General features: G+C 38.8%; 16 protein-coding genes. 8 read left to right on the top strand and 8 right to left on the bottom strand.

Annotated features, from left to right (window positions below; genetic code table 11):
• Positions 1-31 precede the first annotated feature (31 nt).
• Positions 32-439, bottom strand: coding sequence for a GtrA family protein (locus ICV38_RS01640; protein WP_215382030.1), 408 nt, complete (start codon positions 437-439; stop codon positions 32-34).
• A 182-nt stretch (positions 440-621) separates the two neighbouring features.
• Between ICV38_RS01640 and ICV38_RS01635 the strand changes: the two genes are divergently transcribed.
• From ICV38_RS01635 to ICV38_RS01615, 5 genes are all read left to right on the top strand, one after another.
• Positions 622-2,664 (top strand): hypothetical protein, encoded by a 2,043-nt coding sequence (locus tag ICV38_RS01635; protein ID WP_215382029.1) that lies wholly within the window; start codon positions 622-624, stop codon positions 2,662-2,664.
• Between the two features lie 139 nt (positions 2,665-2,803).
• Positions 2,804-4,192 carry a PQQ-dependent sugar dehydrogenase gene (locus ICV38_RS01630; RefSeq protein WP_215382028.1) on the top strand — a complete coding sequence of 463 codons (1,389 nt, stop codon included), beginning with the start codon at positions 2,804-2,806 and terminating at the stop codon, positions 4,190-4,192.
• A 32-nt stretch (positions 4,193-4,224) separates the two neighbouring features.
• Positions 4,225-5,112, top strand: coding sequence for an NAD(P)-dependent oxidoreductase (locus ICV38_RS01625; RefSeq protein ID WP_215382027.1), 888 nt, complete (start codon positions 4,225-4,227; stop codon positions 5,110-5,112).
• Positions 5,109-6,137, top strand: a complete 1,029-nt coding sequence (locus ICV38_RS01620; RefSeq protein ID WP_215382026.1) for a GDP-mannose 4,6-dehydratase — start codon at positions 5,109-5,111, stop codon at positions 6,135-6,137. Before ICV38_RS01625 ends, ICV38_RS01620 begins: the two co-directional genes overlap by 4 nt.
• Positions 6,138-6,842: a glycosyltransferase gene (locus ICV38_RS01615; RefSeq protein ID WP_215382025.1), complete on the top strand. Its 705-nt coding sequence runs from the start codon at positions 6,138-6,140 to the stop codon at positions 6,840-6,842.
• Between the two features lie 50 nt (positions 6,843-6,892).
• Here the strand turns inward: ICV38_RS01615 and rfbH are convergent, their stop codons facing one another.
• The 3 genes from rfbH to rfbF form a co-directional block, all read right to left on the bottom strand.
• Complete coding sequence (gene rfbH, locus ICV38_RS01610) at positions 6,893-8,236, bottom strand: lipopolysaccharide biosynthesis protein RfbH (protein ID WP_215382024.1); 1,344 nt, start codon at positions 8,234-8,236, stop codon at positions 6,893-6,895.
• Between the two features lie 62 nt (positions 8,237-8,298).
• A complete protein-coding gene (gene rfbG / locus ICV38_RS01605) occupies positions 8,299-9,411 on the bottom strand; it encodes a CDP-glucose 4,6-dehydratase (RefSeq protein WP_251368178.1) in 1,113 nt (370 codons plus the stop codon).
• On the bottom strand, positions 9,386-10,153 hold the full coding sequence (rfbF, locus tag ICV38_RS01600; RefSeq protein ID WP_215382023.1) for a glucose-1-phosphate cytidylyltransferase: 768 nt from the start codon (positions 10,151-10,153) through the stop codon (positions 9,386-9,388). Before rfbF ends, rfbG begins: the two co-directional genes overlap by 26 nt.
• A 181-nt stretch (positions 10,154-10,334) precedes the next feature.
• Here rfbF and ICV38_RS01595 point away from each other — a divergent pair, with 181 nt between their 5' ends.
• Complete coding sequence (locus ICV38_RS01595; RefSeq protein WP_215382022.1) at positions 10,335-11,063, top strand: bifunctional 2-polyprenyl-6-hydroxyphenol methylase/3-demethylubiquinol 3-O-methyltransferase UbiG; 729 nt, start codon at positions 10,335-10,337, stop codon at positions 11,061-11,063.
• A 19-nt stretch (positions 11,064-11,082) separates the two neighbouring features.
• The gene (locus tag ICV38_RS01590; protein WP_215382021.1) at positions 11,083-12,036 is read left to right on the top strand and encodes a glycosyltransferase family 2 protein; all 954 of its coding nucleotides are present in this window, start codon (positions 11,083-11,085) and stop codon (positions 12,034-12,036) included.
• Here the strand turns inward: ICV38_RS01590 and ICV38_RS01585 are convergent.
• The 3 genes from ICV38_RS01585 to ICV38_RS01575 are packed head-to-tail and all read right to left on the bottom strand — an operon-like array spanning position 12,033 to position 16,442.
• Positions 12,033-12,728 (bottom strand): glycosyltransferase family 2 protein, encoded by a 696-nt coding sequence (locus ICV38_RS01585; protein ID WP_215382020.1) that lies wholly within the window; start codon positions 12,726-12,728, stop codon positions 12,033-12,035. The two genes, ICV38_RS01590 and ICV38_RS01585, sit on opposite strands and share 4 nt — an antisense overlap.
• Before the next feature lie 24 nt (positions 12,729-12,752).
• Entirely contained in the window at positions 12,753-14,693 is a 1,941-nt protein-coding gene (locus ICV38_RS01580) for a hypothetical protein (protein ID WP_215382019.1), read from the bottom strand.
• A 12-nt stretch (positions 14,694-14,705) separates the two neighbouring features.
• Positions 14,706-16,442, bottom strand: coding sequence for a hypothetical protein (locus ICV38_RS01575; protein ID WP_215382018.1), 1,737 nt, complete (start codon positions 16,440-16,442; stop codon positions 14,706-14,708).
• Between the two features lie 243 nt (positions 16,443-16,685).
• On the opposite strand from ICV38_RS01575, the gene ICV38_RS01570 reads away from it, so the two are divergent.
• Complete coding sequence (locus ICV38_RS01570; protein ID WP_215382017.1) at positions 16,686-17,453, top strand: DUF268 domain-containing protein; 768 nt, start codon at positions 16,686-16,688, stop codon at positions 17,451-17,453.
• On the opposite strand, the gene ICV38_RS01565 is transcribed toward ICV38_RS01570, so the two are convergent.
• Positions 17,450-18,418 carry a GDP-L-fucose synthase gene (locus ICV38_RS01565; protein WP_305848974.1) on the bottom strand — a complete coding sequence of 323 codons (969 nt, stop codon included), beginning with the start codon at positions 18,416-18,418 and terminating at the stop codon, positions 17,450-17,452. The two genes, ICV38_RS01570 and ICV38_RS01565, sit on opposite strands and share 4 nt — an antisense overlap.
• Positions 18,419-18,424: the final 6 nt, after the last annotated feature.

Raw genomic sequence — 18,424 nt, 5'->3', positions numbered from 1 at the left:
AAACTATTTTTTGGTCGCAGCAATTGAAAGCCTAGGCTTTAGTATTGGCTCGATCAATACTACTGAAGGTAAAGTTCTTATGTGCAAAGAATGAAAACAGAACAATTATTGCAATCGATAAGCCTTGCGCAAGCCAGAATGGAAGTCCAATCAACCTCACTAAGATCCATAGCATTGCAATGCTCATACCGGCGCTAATGCCATAGACCAGATAACACCTGAGATACTCTTTGATCCAATTGCCTTTGGTTTTGAAAACAAAAATTTTGTAGCTTAAAAATGCAAACGAAATTGAAATAATATTGGACAGAACCGATACCGCAATTAAACCAATTTCTTCATAGAGGAATTTGTAGATAATGAGCGCAGAAACATAACCGAAAATTGTATTGGCTGCTCCGGCTATTAAAAAACTTATTGAATTTTTTGAATCTGTCATTTAACGCATTTTAAGCCACCTGCACTAAATCGACAGCCCACATGTTGCACCAGGGCAAAGCCATAAATGGCCTATAAATCTTGAATAATCATACAATCAGAGCCTATATGAACGATACAATGCACCTTTAAGTCTGAAGAAGTTCACCCACTAAATTCCCTAAAAGACATCTGAATTGACCCATGGGCAAATACATCTTACAAATTAGCTATGTGATTCTTGGGCTCATTCTAGTATTTATCTACCCCAAACGATATTTAATCTCTCAGAATTCTTATTTAGGCCAGCTAAATTCAGAAAGTATTTTCTCAAAGAAATCTTTTATTGCTCTATCCTCTCTGATTTTTATTGCCAGCCTGATACTGCTACCACTATCGTTTGTTGGCTTAGCCATTCTTTTCAGCATTGCATTGGGGTACTCAGAGACAGATCAAAAGCGTAGCGAATTAATTATTAAGACAGTCTCAATTTGTTTAGGATTTTTAATAGCTTCTTTTTTATCCTCATGGATGCATGATGGCCATAACCGCCTCACACTTCCCCTAATACAGTCGGTGCAAGTTTTAGGAATTACTTCAATTGGTTTTCTACTCTTACAAAAATTGCATCAAGGACATAAAAATAGCGTTATCAATACTATGGTGTGCTCGATACTCTATTGTTTTGCTGCAGTAGCAATTTGTTATCTAGCATTAACAGTTAATCAAAATTTAAAAATAGATAGCTTTTATCAATGGCATCATTGGGGTGCCTATATTGGTCAGGCACAATTATTAGCAGATGGAATTAAACCATTCAATGATATTCCGCTCTTGTATGGCCTTGGTCCCGTAAGCACAATTGCCTTAGGATGCACATGGAACTGCTGGTATGCCATGTTTTGGATTACAAGTATTGGGCCAATAATCTTTACAGCATTAATTATTTATCTTTCGCTAAAGCTGGGAAAACTGAAGAATCCGTTAAGCGTTTTCTTGGCAATATCCGTCGGTATTTCTTCTTGCTTACTCTGGCCTCCATATCAGCATGAAATTCTCTCAATCACCACGTTTCCCTCAATCTCTGCATTACGCTTCTTACCAGCCCTACTGGTTTTTTCTATTTCTATATCGATAGTAATTGACTTACAAAAATCCATCTCGCCACTGAGCATTAAAACTATATTTACTCACTTCTTGTGGATAGCTTGCTTTGCGTGGTCCCCTGAAGCCGCAATTCAATCAAGCGTTATTTGGGTGCCATTATTTATTTGGTTTCGCTATCCCGCCCCATCATTTGCAACACTGCTACAAGCATCTATCGAACTGTTTTTAGTGTTTATGATTGGCATTGGCTTTTTATGCCTTATTTTCTACTCATTTTTAGGCGCATGGCCAGATTTAACTCAATACCTCACTTACCTTCAGTTTCAACAAGCAGAACATGAGAAGGTAAATTCAAATGGCATGATCTGGTTTGCTATTGCCTGTAGTTTTATTTTCTTTAGCCTTAGTAGCTCCAAGGACTATTTGGCGATCCCTAGAAATAATGCTCTCGCAATCTGGCTAACCGCTTTACTGTGTTTTGCAAATTTTTCTTATTTTTTAAGTCATAGCCATGACAGCGTATTGGCAGATTTACTGCCCTATTTTTCCCTGCTGCTCTTCTCAATCTTTGGTCAGCTGCGCCAAGACATTAGACAAAATGTCTGTGCCATTTTGCTTTCTTCAATCGTTGGATGGGCTTCGTTATTTTCGGGGTGGAGCCAAATCATCAATCAATTTTATTTAGATACCCATACTTCTCTAGCCCATTTTTTAATTGATGCTCCTAAAGATCTAATAGACCGCTTTAATCGTCAAACTCAAGATCCATTTCAGACAATACCTAGATCAGAAATTGAGGCTAAAAAGGCAAAGACTGTAAATAGAGCAATTGCCTATATTCATGAAAACTTTCATGAATCGGTTGAAACTTACGATAGTTGGTGGTTAGTCGATGCGGGAGAAATTTACCCACCTTGGAATACGCTGCATGGCCCAGTAAATTTCTGGAGATTTCCATCCGAGAAACGTCGTTACTACCTCCAAAAGGGCGCACAAAAATTAGGGCGCTCTGGCTGGCTTTTGTATGACAAAAGCTTACCAAATATTGATGTCATTTTGACAGACCATGATGTATTTTACGATCGCACCCATCAAATTGATTTTGATGATTACAAAGCTATTCGCTATCGACCAAAGTAATGCCTTCCTTAATCTAATTGAAAAGAATGGCCCTAATTAAAGTAATAAGCTGGTAGTTATCCAACCCGAAGTATTTCTTATAAAATACTGTTATTGGAAAGAGTTATCTCTTTTCTGATTTTCAACCCCTTTCTTCATCATGAAAATATTCTCCCGCAAAAAGCTCTTTATCCTAATGCCAATTTTTATTGCAATCATTGGTCTAGCAATTTCGAAGTCGCATATTCCACTCAAAGTAGAAGCTTATTTAGTTCGAAAAGGCTATATAAAATCTAGCGCGCCAACAAAAATTATTATTGATTCTGCCTACTACCAATTTGAAATGATGCCCTATAAAACTACCTTTGGGCTGAAATCTGGAGATGCAGGTTTAGAAAAAGATCTTCAATCTAGCGACAAAAATGCACCTCAATTTTCATCAAGTGCAACTTATGGGGGTCTTGAATTATTGGGTGATAAATTATTTTTTGCCGATGGTGATGGCAAAGTATTGCTTATCAAAGACGATCAATTTGTTGTAGGGCCTCAAATTAATTTACCGACATCAAAATCAGAATTTGTGAAAGAGTTTGGCGAAAAGGGTGTAGGAGAAGATGTTCACTATAAAAGCGCTTACTTTGGGATTAAAGATGTCTTAATCATTCCCAAAACAAATGATCTATCTCAAGTATTTGTTAGCTCAACGGATTATGACATCAGTAATAAGTGTTATTTTCTATCAGTTTTTGAAAATGAAATGAGTATTTCTAAGAGTCAATATATTTTTGATAATTGGAAAAAGCTCTACAGCACTAAACCCTGCTTATCGAAACACCAAGGTTCGAAATACTTCGTTGCAGGATCGCCTTTTTTGGGGCAGTCGGCAGGTGGTCGCCTTGCAACTGATCATCAAGGCTCTGTTTATCTAACAACCGGGGATTTTTATTTTGATGGCGTCAACGAGAAAAGTATCTTGCAACAAGTCGATAGCGACTACGGGAAGCTGTTAAAAATTTCATTAGCCAAAACAAATCCCGTCAAGCCAATAGCTCAAGGATTTCGCAATCCACAAGGCCTTACTTTTGTAGGTAATGGTTTTTATACAACCGAACATGGCCCCCAAGGAGGAGATGAGCTCAACTTTATGGCTCTTAATCATGCTGTATATGACTTTGGCTGGCCATCAGCAACTTTTGGCACCCACTATGGTTCAGATCACTGGCCGCTTGACCCTAATAATGATCGCCATTTCACTAAAAAATATACCCTGCCAAAATATACCTGGATACCTTCCATAGGAGTCTCTAATCTCATTGAAATTAAAAAATCATCAAAACTAGATCGATGGAACCAAAATCTCTTGATTGCATCCTTAAAAGATCAATCTCTTTACCGAGGTGCATTTGATAAAGTCAATAGCATCTACCTAATGGAACGCATTAAGATTGGCTTTCGGATTCGCGACCTCATTCAGGTCAATGACTATATTTACTTATTAGAAGATAGCCAAACACCTGTACTGTGGAAGCTTACCTTAGTAGAGAAGTAAAAACTAATCGCCTCTTCAATGCGCAGCCATAAATGAATATTCTTCTGACTGGAGCTACTGGCTTTTTAGGTAGCCACCTTTTAAAAAAACTACTTCAAACGTCGGATCATCAAATCACGATCTTGAAACGGTCTACATCAAATGTTTTTAGAATTACTAATGAAATAAATTCACTAGAATTTTTAGACGCCGATACAAAAAATCTTAAAGAACTTATTGAGTCACGAGAAAAACGGTTTGACTGCATCATTCATTGCGCCACTGATTTTGGCAGAAAAAAAACACTGTACTCAGAAATGATTCAATCTAATGTTTTGCTTCCCCTTGAACTCATTGAATATTGCTCAAAGTGGAATCAACTTAAGTGCTTTATTAATATCGATACGCTATTAGATAAAAATATTTCAGCGTACAGCTTATCAAAGCACCAATTTAAGGAATGGTTACAAAAGCATTCTCATAGTCTGTGTGCTATCAACGTTGGTATAGAACACTTCTATGGCCCTGGAGATGATGATTCTAAATTTACTAGTCATGTAATTAGGCAATTAATGAATCTTGCGCCAAAAATTGAGCTCACTCCAGGCCAACAAATAAGAGACTTTATTTATATTGACGATGTTGTCAATGCGCTAGAGCTCATTATTCGCACCGCGAAGATCTCAATACCTAGTTATCAAGAGTTTAATATCGCCACCGGGGAATCCATCACCATCGAAAATTTTGTAAGGCTAGTACAAAAAATCTGCTGCAATAAGACTACCGAGCTGCAATTTGGCGCCCTACCTTACAGAGAAAATGAATTGATGGCCTCAACCATCGACACTAGTAAAATAGTTGAGCTGGGATGGAAACCAAACTTCAGCCTAGAGGCTGGCCTTACAAAAACAATTGAGCTTGAGCGGAAAACATTAGCATGAAATATTTCATTACTGGGGGTTGCGGCTTTCTTGGGTGCAACATCGCTAGCGCACTGCTTACTCAGGGTTTTGACCTACTGATTCTGGATAATTTATCTAGGGTTGGATCAGAGTCGAATCTTCACTGGCTCAATAACCAAGGAGCCTTTAAATTTGTCCAAGGTGATGTGACTGATGCCGCATTAGTAGACTCACTTATTGAGCAACACAAGCCGGACATCATCTTTCATTTTGCCGGCCAAGTTGCTATGACAACATCCCTACAGGATCCGCGACTAGACTTTAATATCAACGCCTTAGGTACCCTTAACGTATTAGAGGCGACAAGAAAACGTCACCCTCAGGCTGGAATTATTTATTCTTCAACCAATAAAGTGTATGGCGACCTTGAAGAATGTGTTTTTGCAGAGAATGCAACTCGTTATGTAATGCCCAGCTATCCAAACGGGCTTCCCGAAACAATGCAATTGAGCTTTCACTCGCCTTATGGCTGCTCTAAGGGTGCGGCTGATCAATACGTCTTAGATTATGCCCGCATGTTTGGATTAAAAACAGCCGTCTTTCGTCATTCTTCAATGTATGGAGGTCGTCAATTTTCTACTTATGATCAAGGATGGATTGGCTGGTTTTGCCAACAAGCGGTACTTCAATCCCTTGATATGGGCTCAGAATTTACGATTTCTGGAAACGGCAAACAGGTTCGTGATGTTTTGCATGCTGAGGATATGGTCAATTTATATACAACGGCTGCTTTACAGTTAAATACCATTTCAGGCCAAGCTTTTAATATTGGTGGCGGCATGTTAAATAGCTACTCACTTCTAGAATTATTAAGTCAACTTGAGTCATTGCTAGGCGTATCTTTGAAATGGCACTCTATTGCGCCACGTGAAAGTGACCAGAAGGTATTTGTTGCTGATTTAGAGAAGATTACTAGAGCGATTGGTTGGTCTCCCAAAATAAGCAAAGTTGATGGACTTCAAAAAATGATCGATTGGACTAAATCCAATTTAGCGACCCTATAAATGACTCAATCATCTAGCTGTGAAATCAGCATAGCTTTACCAGCCTATCAAGAGGAAGAGAATTTACGCTTACTACTACCGCGCATTAGTATTGCGATGGATGGTATTGGCAAGTCCTATGAAATTTTAGTTATTGACACCATCGAGCCATTAGATGATACAAAAGCAGTTTGCGCTGCCTATGGCTGCAGATATCTCACCAGAATTGGTGGCAATAGCTTTGGCGACGCTGTTCGAACCGGCATACAAAACGCAAGAGGAAATAAGATTATATTTATGGATGCTGACGGGTCTCATGCTCCTGAATTTATAGAAAAGCTTTATGCACATCAAGCAGATGCCGACCTCGTGATTGCCTCGCGTTACGTTGAGCATGGCTACACAGAAAATAGCAAAATCCTTACTCTCATGAGTAGATCATTAAATCTAACTTACAGACTTGTTTTGGGTGTTCAATGCCACGATCTCTCTAACAGCTTTAGGCTATATGATGCTGCCCAATTAAAAATTCTGAAACTAAGCTGCAATAATTTTGATATTGTCGAAGAAATATTATTAAAACTTGCACGCAATAAAAGATCTCTAAAAATTATTGAAGTTCCATTTACTTTCAAGAAGCGAATGTTTGGAAAATCAAAACGTAATTTATTTTTATTTATATTTACGTATATTTATACTCTCCTTCGACTGAGATTTTTTGTCTAATTTCTCTAATTTGTACTTAGACAGTATCAAGGTAGAACAATCGTTAGATTTTAAAAATTTACTCCCAAGTAGGTTTCAATCTGAGTGGCAGCATACTCTAGCATCTCCCTGGTAAGGGCCGGCTGCACTCCAATCCAAAACGTATTACTCATAGCATTATCGGTATTACTCAAATTACCACTGATTCGATATTGAATATTTGACATATACGGCTGCCGAGTGAGATTGCCCGCAAACAACAAGCGGGTTCCAATCTTGTGTTGGTCTAAATATGTTGTCAAATCCACTCTGGATACTGGGCAATCTTTTTTTAGAGTTACCGGGAAACCAAACCACGAGGGATCCGAATCCTTGGTTGCAACTGGTAGTTGTAAAAACTCTTCACAGGTAGAAAGCCGCTCTCTTAGAAAAGCAAAATTTTCTTTACGGGCCTTGATAAACGCTGGCGCTTTTTCAAGTTGAGCTAAGGCACAGGCAGCCTGCATATCGGTAATTTTTAAGTTATAGCCCAAGTGACTATAAGTATATTTATGGTCGTACCCTTCCGGAAGGTCGCCTAACTTCCAACAAAATCTTTTTCCACAAGTGTTATCTTTGCCTGGAGGACAATAGCAGTCACGCCCCCAATCTCGAAAACTTTCAGCAATTTGCTTGAGTTCATAATTGCTTGTTAGGACCGCACCTCCTTCACCCATCGTAATATGATGCGCTGGATAAAAACTTAAGGTGGCGATATCACCAAAGGTGCCGACCATTTGACCTTTATAAGTTGTGCCCAATGCATCACAACAATCCTCAATCAACCACAGATGGTATTTTTTACATAATGCCGTCACAACCTCTAAATTAAAGGGATTGCCCAAAGAGTGAGCCAACATAATAGCTTTGGTTTTAGGGTTAATCGCAGCTTCAATTTTTTCTGGGTCGATATTATGAGTGAGCACATCAACATCTACGAATACTGGGATCGCTCCAAATTGAATGATAGGGTTTACTGTTGTTGGAAAACCTGCCGCTACTCCAATGACTTCATCACCCCGCTTAATTGCTCGCTCACCCAATTTCGTTGAAGTTAGGGCTGAAAATGCAACTAAGTTTGCAGAAGAACCGGAGTTTACGGTCAAAGCGTACTTAACACCAACAAACTGAGCCAATCTTTTCTCAAAGAGCTCATTGAATCGGCCTGTTGTCAACCAGCCGTCTAAGGATGCCTCAACCATATTTTGTAATTCTTCTGAACCAATCAGTTTTCCAGAAGGGGGAATCACTGTTATGCCAGGCACAAAACTTTTAACTTCAAAGTCTAAGCTAGCATATTCTTTAACCAACTCTAAAATATTTTTACGAATTTTATCTTTGGCAAGCTGATTATCTATTGGTGTTAATTTAGTCATAAATAAAATTCTATTAAAAGGTAGATGAAAATAACTTCTAAATCATTCAAAGGTTGCAATTTTTAAGATTGATTAAATAAATCAATTTGCTCACACATAAATACTTTCATATCGCGTTTACTGCTTAATTCTTTATGCCATCGAACAATCTCTTCAATCGACTTTTCTAAAGACCAGCGTGCACTCCAACCTAATTGTTGACGCGCTTTTGTGCAATCTAATTTTAAAAAATGAGCTTCATGAGGAGTCAAGCTTCCATCCTGCTGCCAAGATGCTGGGGTACCCCATCTACCAATTAACAACTCAACCACCTCTTTAACAGAACGCGCATCAATGTCATTTGGTCCAAAATTCCAAGCCCCATTAAATTGAATGCCTCGCTCATATAAAGCCTGAGCTAACGTGAGATAGCCCGAAAGGGGCTCCAAAACATGCTGCCAAGGACGTATAGCCGAAGGATTTCGAATCAATAATGGTTTATTAGCCTCAAATGCTGCTATTGCGTCGGGTATGAGTCGATCGACAGACCAGTCTCCACCACCAATGACATTACCTGCTCGGGCAGAAGCAATGGCAACCTTATGTTTTGAATACTCTTTTTCAGGGAAAAAAGATTGGCGATAAGCCGACACGACTAACTCTGCGCAACCCTTGCTGTTGCTATAAGGATCGTAACCCCCCATAGGTTCATTTTCACGATATCCCCAAACCCACTCTCGATTCTCATAGCATTTATCGGTGGTGACAATCACAACAGACCGGACATTAGAGCAAGAGCGGATAGACTCCAAAAGGTTCACTGTGCCCATAACATTAGTAGCATATGTCTCTACAGGATTAGCGTAGGAATAGCGCACTAGCGGCTGGGCAGCCATATGAATCACTAGATCCGGATTAGATGCATGCATCGCATCTCGTAACCCATCTAAATTACGAATATCTCCTATGCATGAATGCTCACACTGAGTTGCAATTTTTGCAACCTCATACAAATTTGGGCTTGTATTGGGCGCTAGAGAATAGCCTGTTACTTTTGCGCCCATACTAGAGAGCCAAGTTGTAAGCCAACCCCCTTTAAATCCAGTATGGCCGGTTAAAAATACTTTTTTGCCATGCCAAAACTGTGATTGCGCTTGCCAATTCATATTTTCAATCCCAACTTTTCCATGGAGCATTTCCGCTAGCCCATAATTCTTCTAAGCTTGTCTTATCTCTTAGGGTATCCATAGGACGCCAAAAGCCTGAATGAAAAAAGGATTCGAGTTGACCTTGTCTTGCTAAAGTCTCTAATGGCTCTTTTTCCCACACGATTGCATCTGAAGCGACCAAATCTAGAACCTGTGGATTTAGCACAAAAAATCCACCATTAATCCATCCGCCATCGCCTTGGGGTTTTTCAATAAAGGATTTAACTGCAGTGCCGTCAATCTCTAGGGCGCCGAAACGACCAGGAGGTTGGACTGCTGTCATCGTAGCCAACTTACCATGCTGCTGATGAAATTGAATGGAAGCAGAAATATCAACCGATCCAACTCCATCACCATAAGTCATGCAAAAATCAGAATCTAAGTACTCAGACACCCTCTTTAAGCGGCCGCCAGTTTGAGTATTGTCGCCTGTATCAATCAAAGTAATTTTCCAAGGTTCTGCTTTTTTTTGATGAACCTCAATAGAATTGTGGCTCATATCAATAGTGACGTCTGACATGTGCAAAAAGTAATTGGCAAAATACTCCTTGATAACATAACCTTTGTATCCGCAACAGATAATAAAATCATTAATTCCATGCGAAGAATACATTTTTAAAATGTGCCATAGGATGGGTTTTCCACCTATTTCAATCATAGGCTTTGGACGAGATACACTTTCCTCGCTAATACGGGTTCCAAGACCTCCTGCGAGAATGACTGCTTTCATAATTAATTCTTAATTAGTCTAAATGGGCAATTTTACCCTCAGCCTGTCATCAACCAAATAATATATTGCATTGCAACAGGGCTAATTTAAGCCTAAACCTTGGGAATGAAATCCTGGGATTAAATTGACTGAACCTTAACTCTGTAGAATACGTGCAAACCACTTACTCAATAAAGACCTCATGAACACTGAAATGTACCGAATTTTCTTTGAGATTCAAAAGAAACACTGGTGGTTTGAGACTAAGAAGAAGATTGTTTTAGAGACGATTGCTCTCAATCTAGCCCCCAACAAAGACTGCACGATTTTAGATATCGGCTGCGGCAGTGGCCTCATGTTAAATTCCCTTGAAAAAATAGGGGCCACTTCAGGCATGGATATGTCCGATGAAGCTATTTCCTTTAGTCAGGAAATCTTCTCTGGAACAATCAAAAAGGGGTCGCTCCCATCGAATGTGCCTTACGCCGATGATCAATTTGACCTTATTACGGCGCTAGATGTCATTGAGCATATTGATGATGATCAGGCCTCTTTAGAAAAAATCAGGGGCTTACTAAAAAACAATGGGAAATGCATTCTTACGGTTCCGGCATACATGTGTCTATGGTCGCATTTTGATGAGCTTAATGAACATAAGCGTCGCTATACCAAAACTGAATTACTAGAAAAATTGAACTTGGCAGATTTTAATGTTGAAAAGCTGAGTTACTACAATACCTTACTATTTCCACTCGTGTATATCGTGCGCAAGCTCAACAATTTATTAGGTAGAAATGGCTCATCAGATATCGACATGCCAAATCCCTTTATCAACAGCATCCTCAAGATGATCTTTAGTCTTGAGAAATTTCTACTGCGTCATTTCAATTTGCCTTTTGGTGTCTCCATCATTGCTGTAGTTAAAAAATAAATTCCTTGGAAAATAGCGGATGAGCCCTATGTTAATTTCAATTGTTGTTCCAACGTATAACGAAGAGCACGGAATACATGAGTTTTACCGGCGCACTAAAGCAGTTCTGGCAAACCTCGAACCACGCTTTAGTCATGAAATCATTTTTGTAAATGACCATAGTCGCGACCAAACATATCAAAAATTGCTTGAACTCTCAAAAGCCGACAACACTGTAAAGCTAATTAACTTTTCACGCAATTTTGGTAACCAGATGGGCATTACAGCCGGACTTGACTATGCACAAGGTGAAATAGCCGTAATCATTGACGACGATCTGCAAGATCCTCCAGAGCTGATTCCTCAATTCATAGCTAAATGGGAAGAAGGTTATAAGGTTGTCTATGGGGTGAGGCCAAAAAGGAAAAATATCAATCCAATATTTAAATTTGCTACGGAAATATTTTATAAATTGATATCACGACTTAGCGATACCTCCATACCTAAATACACGGGAGATTTTCGATTACTTGACCGCAAGGTCATTGATACCCTCAAAGATATGCGAGAAGAAAACCGGTATTACCGTGGCATGGTTGCCTGGGTAGGCTTTAAGCAAATAGGGATTGAATATGAGAGAGATTCAAGATATGCGGGCACCTCAACATTCTCACCATCAAAATACTTTAGTTTTGCTGTTAATGGACTTACTTCATTTACCGATCGCCCCCTTTATTTTTCTACATTACTAGGAACAATCATCACTATTATTAGTTTTATTTTTTTAGCGACTCTTCTGATACAAAAAATCTTTAACCCAAATTTTTCAATACCAGGCTGGACATCTCTTGTTGCATTAATGCTTTTTTTTGGCGGGGTACAGCTACTATCTATTGGACTAGTTAGCGTTTACATCAGCAAAATATATCGAGAAATAAAAAAACGCCCCCTTTATATTATTGAGGAAACGATTAACTTTGATAAAAAATCTTAAGAGCCAACTCCATATTTGATAATGCAATAAATTGCTCGAAATCCATCACGCCAACCTATTTTTTTTCCCTCATCATAGGTTCGTCCATAGTATGAAATACCTACTTCATATATGCGACAACGCAATTTTGCAATCTTGGCAGTAATCTCAGGTTCAAATCCAAACCTGTTTTCCTCTATGGCAATGCCTTGTATGATTTCTCTGCGAAAAACTTTGTAGCATGTTTCCATATCAGTTAAATTGAGGTTGGTAAACATGTTTGAAAGCAAGGTCAAAAAACCATTACCAAGTCTATGCCAAAAATATAAAACGCGGTGTGCATCCCCACCCAAAAACCTTGAACCAAAAACGACATCTGCGCGATTATTCACAATAGGCTCCACTAAACGAGGATATTCATTTGGGTCATACTCTAGATCAGCATCCTGAATAATGACTAAATCCCCTGTAGCAGCTCTAATTCCGGTACGAAGTGCCGCGCCCTTTCCACTGTTAGCAGTGTGATAGAGCACCTTACTTACCCGCCCTGATGACTCAATATCATTCATCAGCCTTTCCCGAGTTCCATCCGTAGAACAGTCGTCCACAATGATGATTTCTTTATGGGGATAGGGTGCCGCATTTACAGCATCGATAATTAGATCAATCGTACTAATTTCGTTGTAACAGGGAATGATGACCGAGAGGAGCATTTTTAATATCCTTAACCTTAAAACCTACTTGGCACAGAAGGCTTCGGATGCCAACCTACCGGTACACAAATCAAATACGCGTTCGCTTCCATTATCATAAATAGGATGAGTTATATTGGCGAGATCCAATAGTTGCTTATTTACAGCAAAGTACCTAATGACCTGATTGCGAACCCACTCAATTTTAGAGTGCATTTCATAAAGATCGTTAGTTTCAGACCAACCCTTATAGGTATGGACCACATATCTAATTTCATTGGAAAGCAAATATTTTGCAAGATCCATAGAAGTGCCTTCAAAAGGCATGCCAGGGCTAAAACCAGTTGTTCCGACAATATCTGCAACGTAAATCTTATTTCTTGAAAAATCAAATAGATAGGGATCATCCACTACTACTAGCACAGTAGCATCAGGTGGTACTGAATTTTGAATTTTTTGATAGTACTCAATTCGATTGGAATAAAAGTATGAGAGCGGATCCGGGGTATCTAAATTTTTTTGGTTTAGCAAAATAAATCTATTGACCAATCCTCTTTCAAAAAGATTAACCCCAACTCGCTTTACTTGATTAGACATCAGAACTGTAGTTATTACAGCAATGAATACAATGAATTTCTTAGCTTTTGAGGTAGAAATAAATCTCAAAGGCGACTCAAATACTTCATTCCTTAAAACCAAATAATTCAAAAAATAAAACAAACTTGGAATTGAGAGAATGATGAAGTTATATCTAAATCCGCCCCCCGGTGTTAATGCTAAAAAGAGTGTACTTAAAAAATAAAATACTAGCAGCCAGTTATAGGAACTTCTTTTGATTATCGACTTCTCGTAGCATATTAGAAGCACCCATGTCGCCAGGGTAATTAAGTAGAGTGGGTGGTACTGATATAGATTATCCAAAAACGTATCAAGCGCAACCAATCCAAAGCCACCCGAACTAATCAAACCAACACCTAAGAGTGGATAAAAAAATGTATTGAAAAAATGATAATTTACGTATGCCCACGGTATCAATGCGGCACATAAAATAAAAAATGTGACAACAAATTCATAAAAAACCCAGATTTTTTTGTAGTACAAAAACCTTGTAGCAAAGTAACTGGCAAAGAAAACAACCGCAGGAACGATTAATGTTCCCTTTAGCAATGTCAGGCCGGCAGATAACAATCCAAGCAAAAGTGCAACTTTAAAATCTAATTTCGACTCAGCACTCATACCTATACATAAAATTGCTAACCCAAGTGCGGCTGCGCTCAGTATTGGACTGATATTGACGATGGGTATAAAGATGATGTAAACACAAACAGCGGCCAGACCCCAAAGCATGGACCAAAGATTGAAATTCATACTTTTAACGTAACCTACAGACAATACGCAGAGGAAAAGCACGCCCAATCCAGCCTCTGGTAAGTGTAAATATTTCAATGGAATCGCCGTTAGGAAAAAAGCATTGACGTAATTTCCCCCTCCAAATCCTTGGATAATTAATCTATTATTAAATACGTCTCCACCCTGATATCCCTCCTCCAGGATGCGCTTTGCCAATACTAGGTAGCCCTGAAAATCATCGCGATCGTTAAATGGAAAATACGCTAAATTTATTAAATAAGAACCAAGAAAGATCAGAATGAGTAAGCTGCATAAAAGAAAAATAAATTTTCTTGGGCTGGTCATTAACTCAAACTGTAGGCATATGAATAGCTTTAGTTTTTGATGTTGCCAAACCGTCAAAACCAAACCTATTGCCATAAAGCATAAAAACGACAATTGATTGCTTACTTTAAATAACTCTAGATATCCACAAAAACATAAAAAAATTGAATATCCAACGCAAAAAAATATTCCAATATTTGCATTTTTAAAGGCCAAACATTTTTCTATTAAAAATCTTCCATATCCATAGAAAACAATTGCTCCTGTAAACAGAATTAAGAATGAGCCCGCAAGCAGCAAAGTATTTTGCATAATATTTAAGCGTTATCGTGAATAAAAAATTAAATCTTTTCCAAGAACTTCTCCAGGAGACTCTAGCGCAAGAGAGTATTTGCTATTTGTTTTAATAATCTCTCTTGCCAACTGACGATTATCGCGGCCATTGCTATTAATTCCAGATTGCGTCTCCGAACTTGTGACGTCTATTACGCACCAATGATCATTTTCTCTCAACAGCTTGAGAACTTGGGCTTCAGGAAAATAATAAAAAGGACGTACCACACCAATTTCATTAGGGGCGGAATGCCCAAAAATATAATAAATTGTTGGGATGTTATCTAAAACGATTAAAGGCTTAGTCTTGCAATTTTTTTGTGTATACAAGATGCGTAACGTAGATAAAGATTCGTAATATTTTTCAGTCTCATAGATTCCCGTGAGTGGCGCCTCTTTTAAAACTACTTTCTTGATATCAATTGGCGCCCCTGAGGCAGGATGATTGTAATAAAGAGTAAATACTAGAAAAATAGCAATCCAAGCAAATGCAAAGCTATAAATCCCTATTGAACTCTTTTGACCTTGATGCTTAGAGATCATCATTATCAAACCAACCATTGGTCCTGCAAAATACACCAAACCAACCAAGATGGCGGTATTGCTTCCGGCAGCCAGTCCTGCAGGAAGCAATAAAAATCCAGCAATTGCAACTAAAAATTTGTAATTTTGTGTTGGTGAGGAAGTTTCTTGCAACCAATTTACAGCAAACAAATAAGCACTGCGAAGCAATGAAAGGTTTTCCTTTATAGAACTTCGATATGAAGTCCCAATAGCACAAAACAAAGTGAAAAATAGTGAGTAATAGACTGCACCAGGAATTTGGTGCATATTCATCAAGCCTGGAACATCCCACTGTAGTAAATAAATATTATTTAATAGAGATGCTACTGCAAGCGCTGTTGAACTTACTATCAAAACATTTTTTGCAACGGTGAACTTTCTCTTATTAAGTCTTTTGAAGATCACAATGAATACTAAATAATAAAAGAGTGTAATTGACGGGAATTTTAGAATTAAATAGATTCGTCTAAATAATTCATGCAAACTAGTTTCATGGGCGGCGGGCACCTTAAATAAAGTAGGTAGTCCTACTGTATGAATATACCAAGACCATAATCCGAGCAATACCGTAATCAAAACGTATGGAAAATTACTCTTTCTTGCTATTGAGTCTTTGTAGCAAACTAGAATCGCAATAAGAATAATTGCAATTGCTGCAGCGGCATGCATGAAGCCTGATAATCCCAATACGAGGGCGCTAAAAAATAATAAAACCTGCCTTGTCCACGCGCGGGAACGGATGGATAAAAAATAACATCCAACTCCAATTAAGAAGAAATGCAGGACCAGTGAATTAGGGCACTCAACTGAATTCAGATACACCAGGATACTGGCAGTTACTGCAATAGGTACCAAACCTGACTTGATGCCGCGCGAGTCAAGTCCAACAAAGAAAATAATTGAGCCAATAAAACATAGGGTGTAGTTGACAATACGAAATGCAAGCAATTCAACGACACCAAATTTCATTAAAATTGCATTAAATAAATAGCTTGGAGATTGGGGTAACATTTGATCCCAACCATTACCATTGGCCGCATCCCATGACATTCTTAAAAATAAACCGTCATCTGAAAACCATGGAGCCCCTCTTCTAGGGGCGATGAAAAGCACTAGGAATAAATAGCACGCTATTGGAATACTCCATCCCAATAAAGTACGCAAATTTGAATGAGAAACTCGAGAATTTTGAATCAAATTCTTCCTATAACTTTAATCTTTATTATGGAGCCCATCTTTTGAAGCTCAGAACCGCCGCCACACGATGAGCATGAATAATCCTGGCAATCTTGATGAGTGATTTTATACTACGGGTGAGCCATTATTAATATAATGATCCAATAAATATCCCATTATTAGAGTCCTAAAAGCTAATAGTGCCGCCCAAAATGCATAACCTACCCTCTAATGCCAAAAATTCTCCTAATTTTTTTACAGCTACTACTTCAACATCCCAAAGATTTGGTGTCAGCAAAGAAAATATCTCTACTTTGGCGTTATGCCCAGGAATCATGTCTATTTACCCGAAATGGGGGCAGAATTGACAAATATTGGCCCATTACATCCGAATACCATCATCAAGCAGGCTTTGCTACCGGTCACTATTTTCATCAAGATCTTTTAGTAGCCAATTTTATTGCGACCAACAATCCCGACCGCCATATAGATGTTGGCTCCAGAATTAGTGGATTTGTTGCGCATGTAGCCTCCTATCGAAAAATTGAACTGATCGATATTCGTAAATTGGATCCCGGCCCACATCAAAATATTTCTTTTGTGCAGCTTGATTTAAGCAGCAGCTCTTTAGAGCCCGAAATTACAGACTCCATTTCGTGTCTGCACGCCATTGAACATTTTGGTCTTGGAAGATATGGCGACCCCATTGATCCAAAAGGGCATCATAAGGGATTTGCTAATTTAATCAAAATGTTGAAACCAAAGGGAAAACTATATATTAGTTTTCCTATTGCCAATCAGAATTCAATTGAATTTAATGCTCACCGCATCTTTCATCCGAATGACATTTTCACATGGCCAAATACAGTCAACAGCTTAACTTTAGACAGGTTCGATTATGTTAATGATCAAGGCGATCTAGTGCCCAATGTGAGTATTGATGATGTTCCATCGAGCCTAAAATATGGTTGTGGTATTTACACCTTTACAAAGATTTAAAGTCTGAACTTTGCGTCTTCATATGCAAAAGACAAGCCCTGGGCAATATCTACCTTAGGCCTCCAGCCCAATGTATTTATTCGCGATGAGTCCATCCATTTTCTTGGAGCTCCATCGGGCTTTGTTAAATCAAAACTAATAGAACCTAGGTAGCCTGTTGCCTTGGCAACGGCTTGAGCAAGCTCTGCAATAGTGATATCACTTCCAAAGCCAACATTAATGTGACTTTGCATTGGTAGCGTTTCTTTGTCATAGGACTCCCTATCGAGTTCCATAACAAATACTGATGCAGCAGCCATGTCATCTACGTATAAAAATTCACGTCTCGGGGTTCCGGTACCCCAAATCACCACCTCAGGTGCATTGGCAAGCTTTGCTTCATGAAACCTACGAATTAGAGCGGGTATTACATGACTATTTTCTGGATGATAGTTATCCCCCGGACCATAAAGATTAGTTGGCATTACCGATCGATAATCCACGGCGTGTGATTCGCCGTACTGTCGGTTATAGCTTTCACACATCTTGATACCAGCAATTTTTGCAATCGCGTAAGGCTCATTGGTAGGCTCTAGCTTTCCCGTAAGAAGAGCATCCTCGCTCATGGGCTGGGCTGCTAGGCGAGGATAAATGCAGCTAGATCCTAAAAATAGTAACTTTTTAACTCCACTAATAAAAGCCTGATGAATGACATTATTTTGTACCATCAAGTTATCGTAAATAAATTCTGCTGGAAATGTATTGTTTGCATGTATCCCGCCCACCTTTGCTGCCGCTAAGTAAACTTGATCAGGTCGTTCTCTATCAAAAAAGGCCTGTACTTCATTCTGATTTGTTAAATCCAACTCAGAGTGCGTGCGAGTCACAATATTGGTGTAGCCCTTATCTTTCAGATTGCGCACAATAGCAGAACCCACCATGCCGCGGTGACCAGCAACATAAATCTTTTGATTAAGCATATTCATGAATTT

This window comes from Polynucleobacter sp. MG-6-Vaara-E2 (assembly GCF_018687695.1).
Lineage (GTDB): Bacteria > Pseudomonadota > Gammaproteobacteria > Burkholderiales > Burkholderiaceae > Polynucleobacter.
This window is presented reverse-complemented; position numbering and strand designations above follow the sequence as displayed.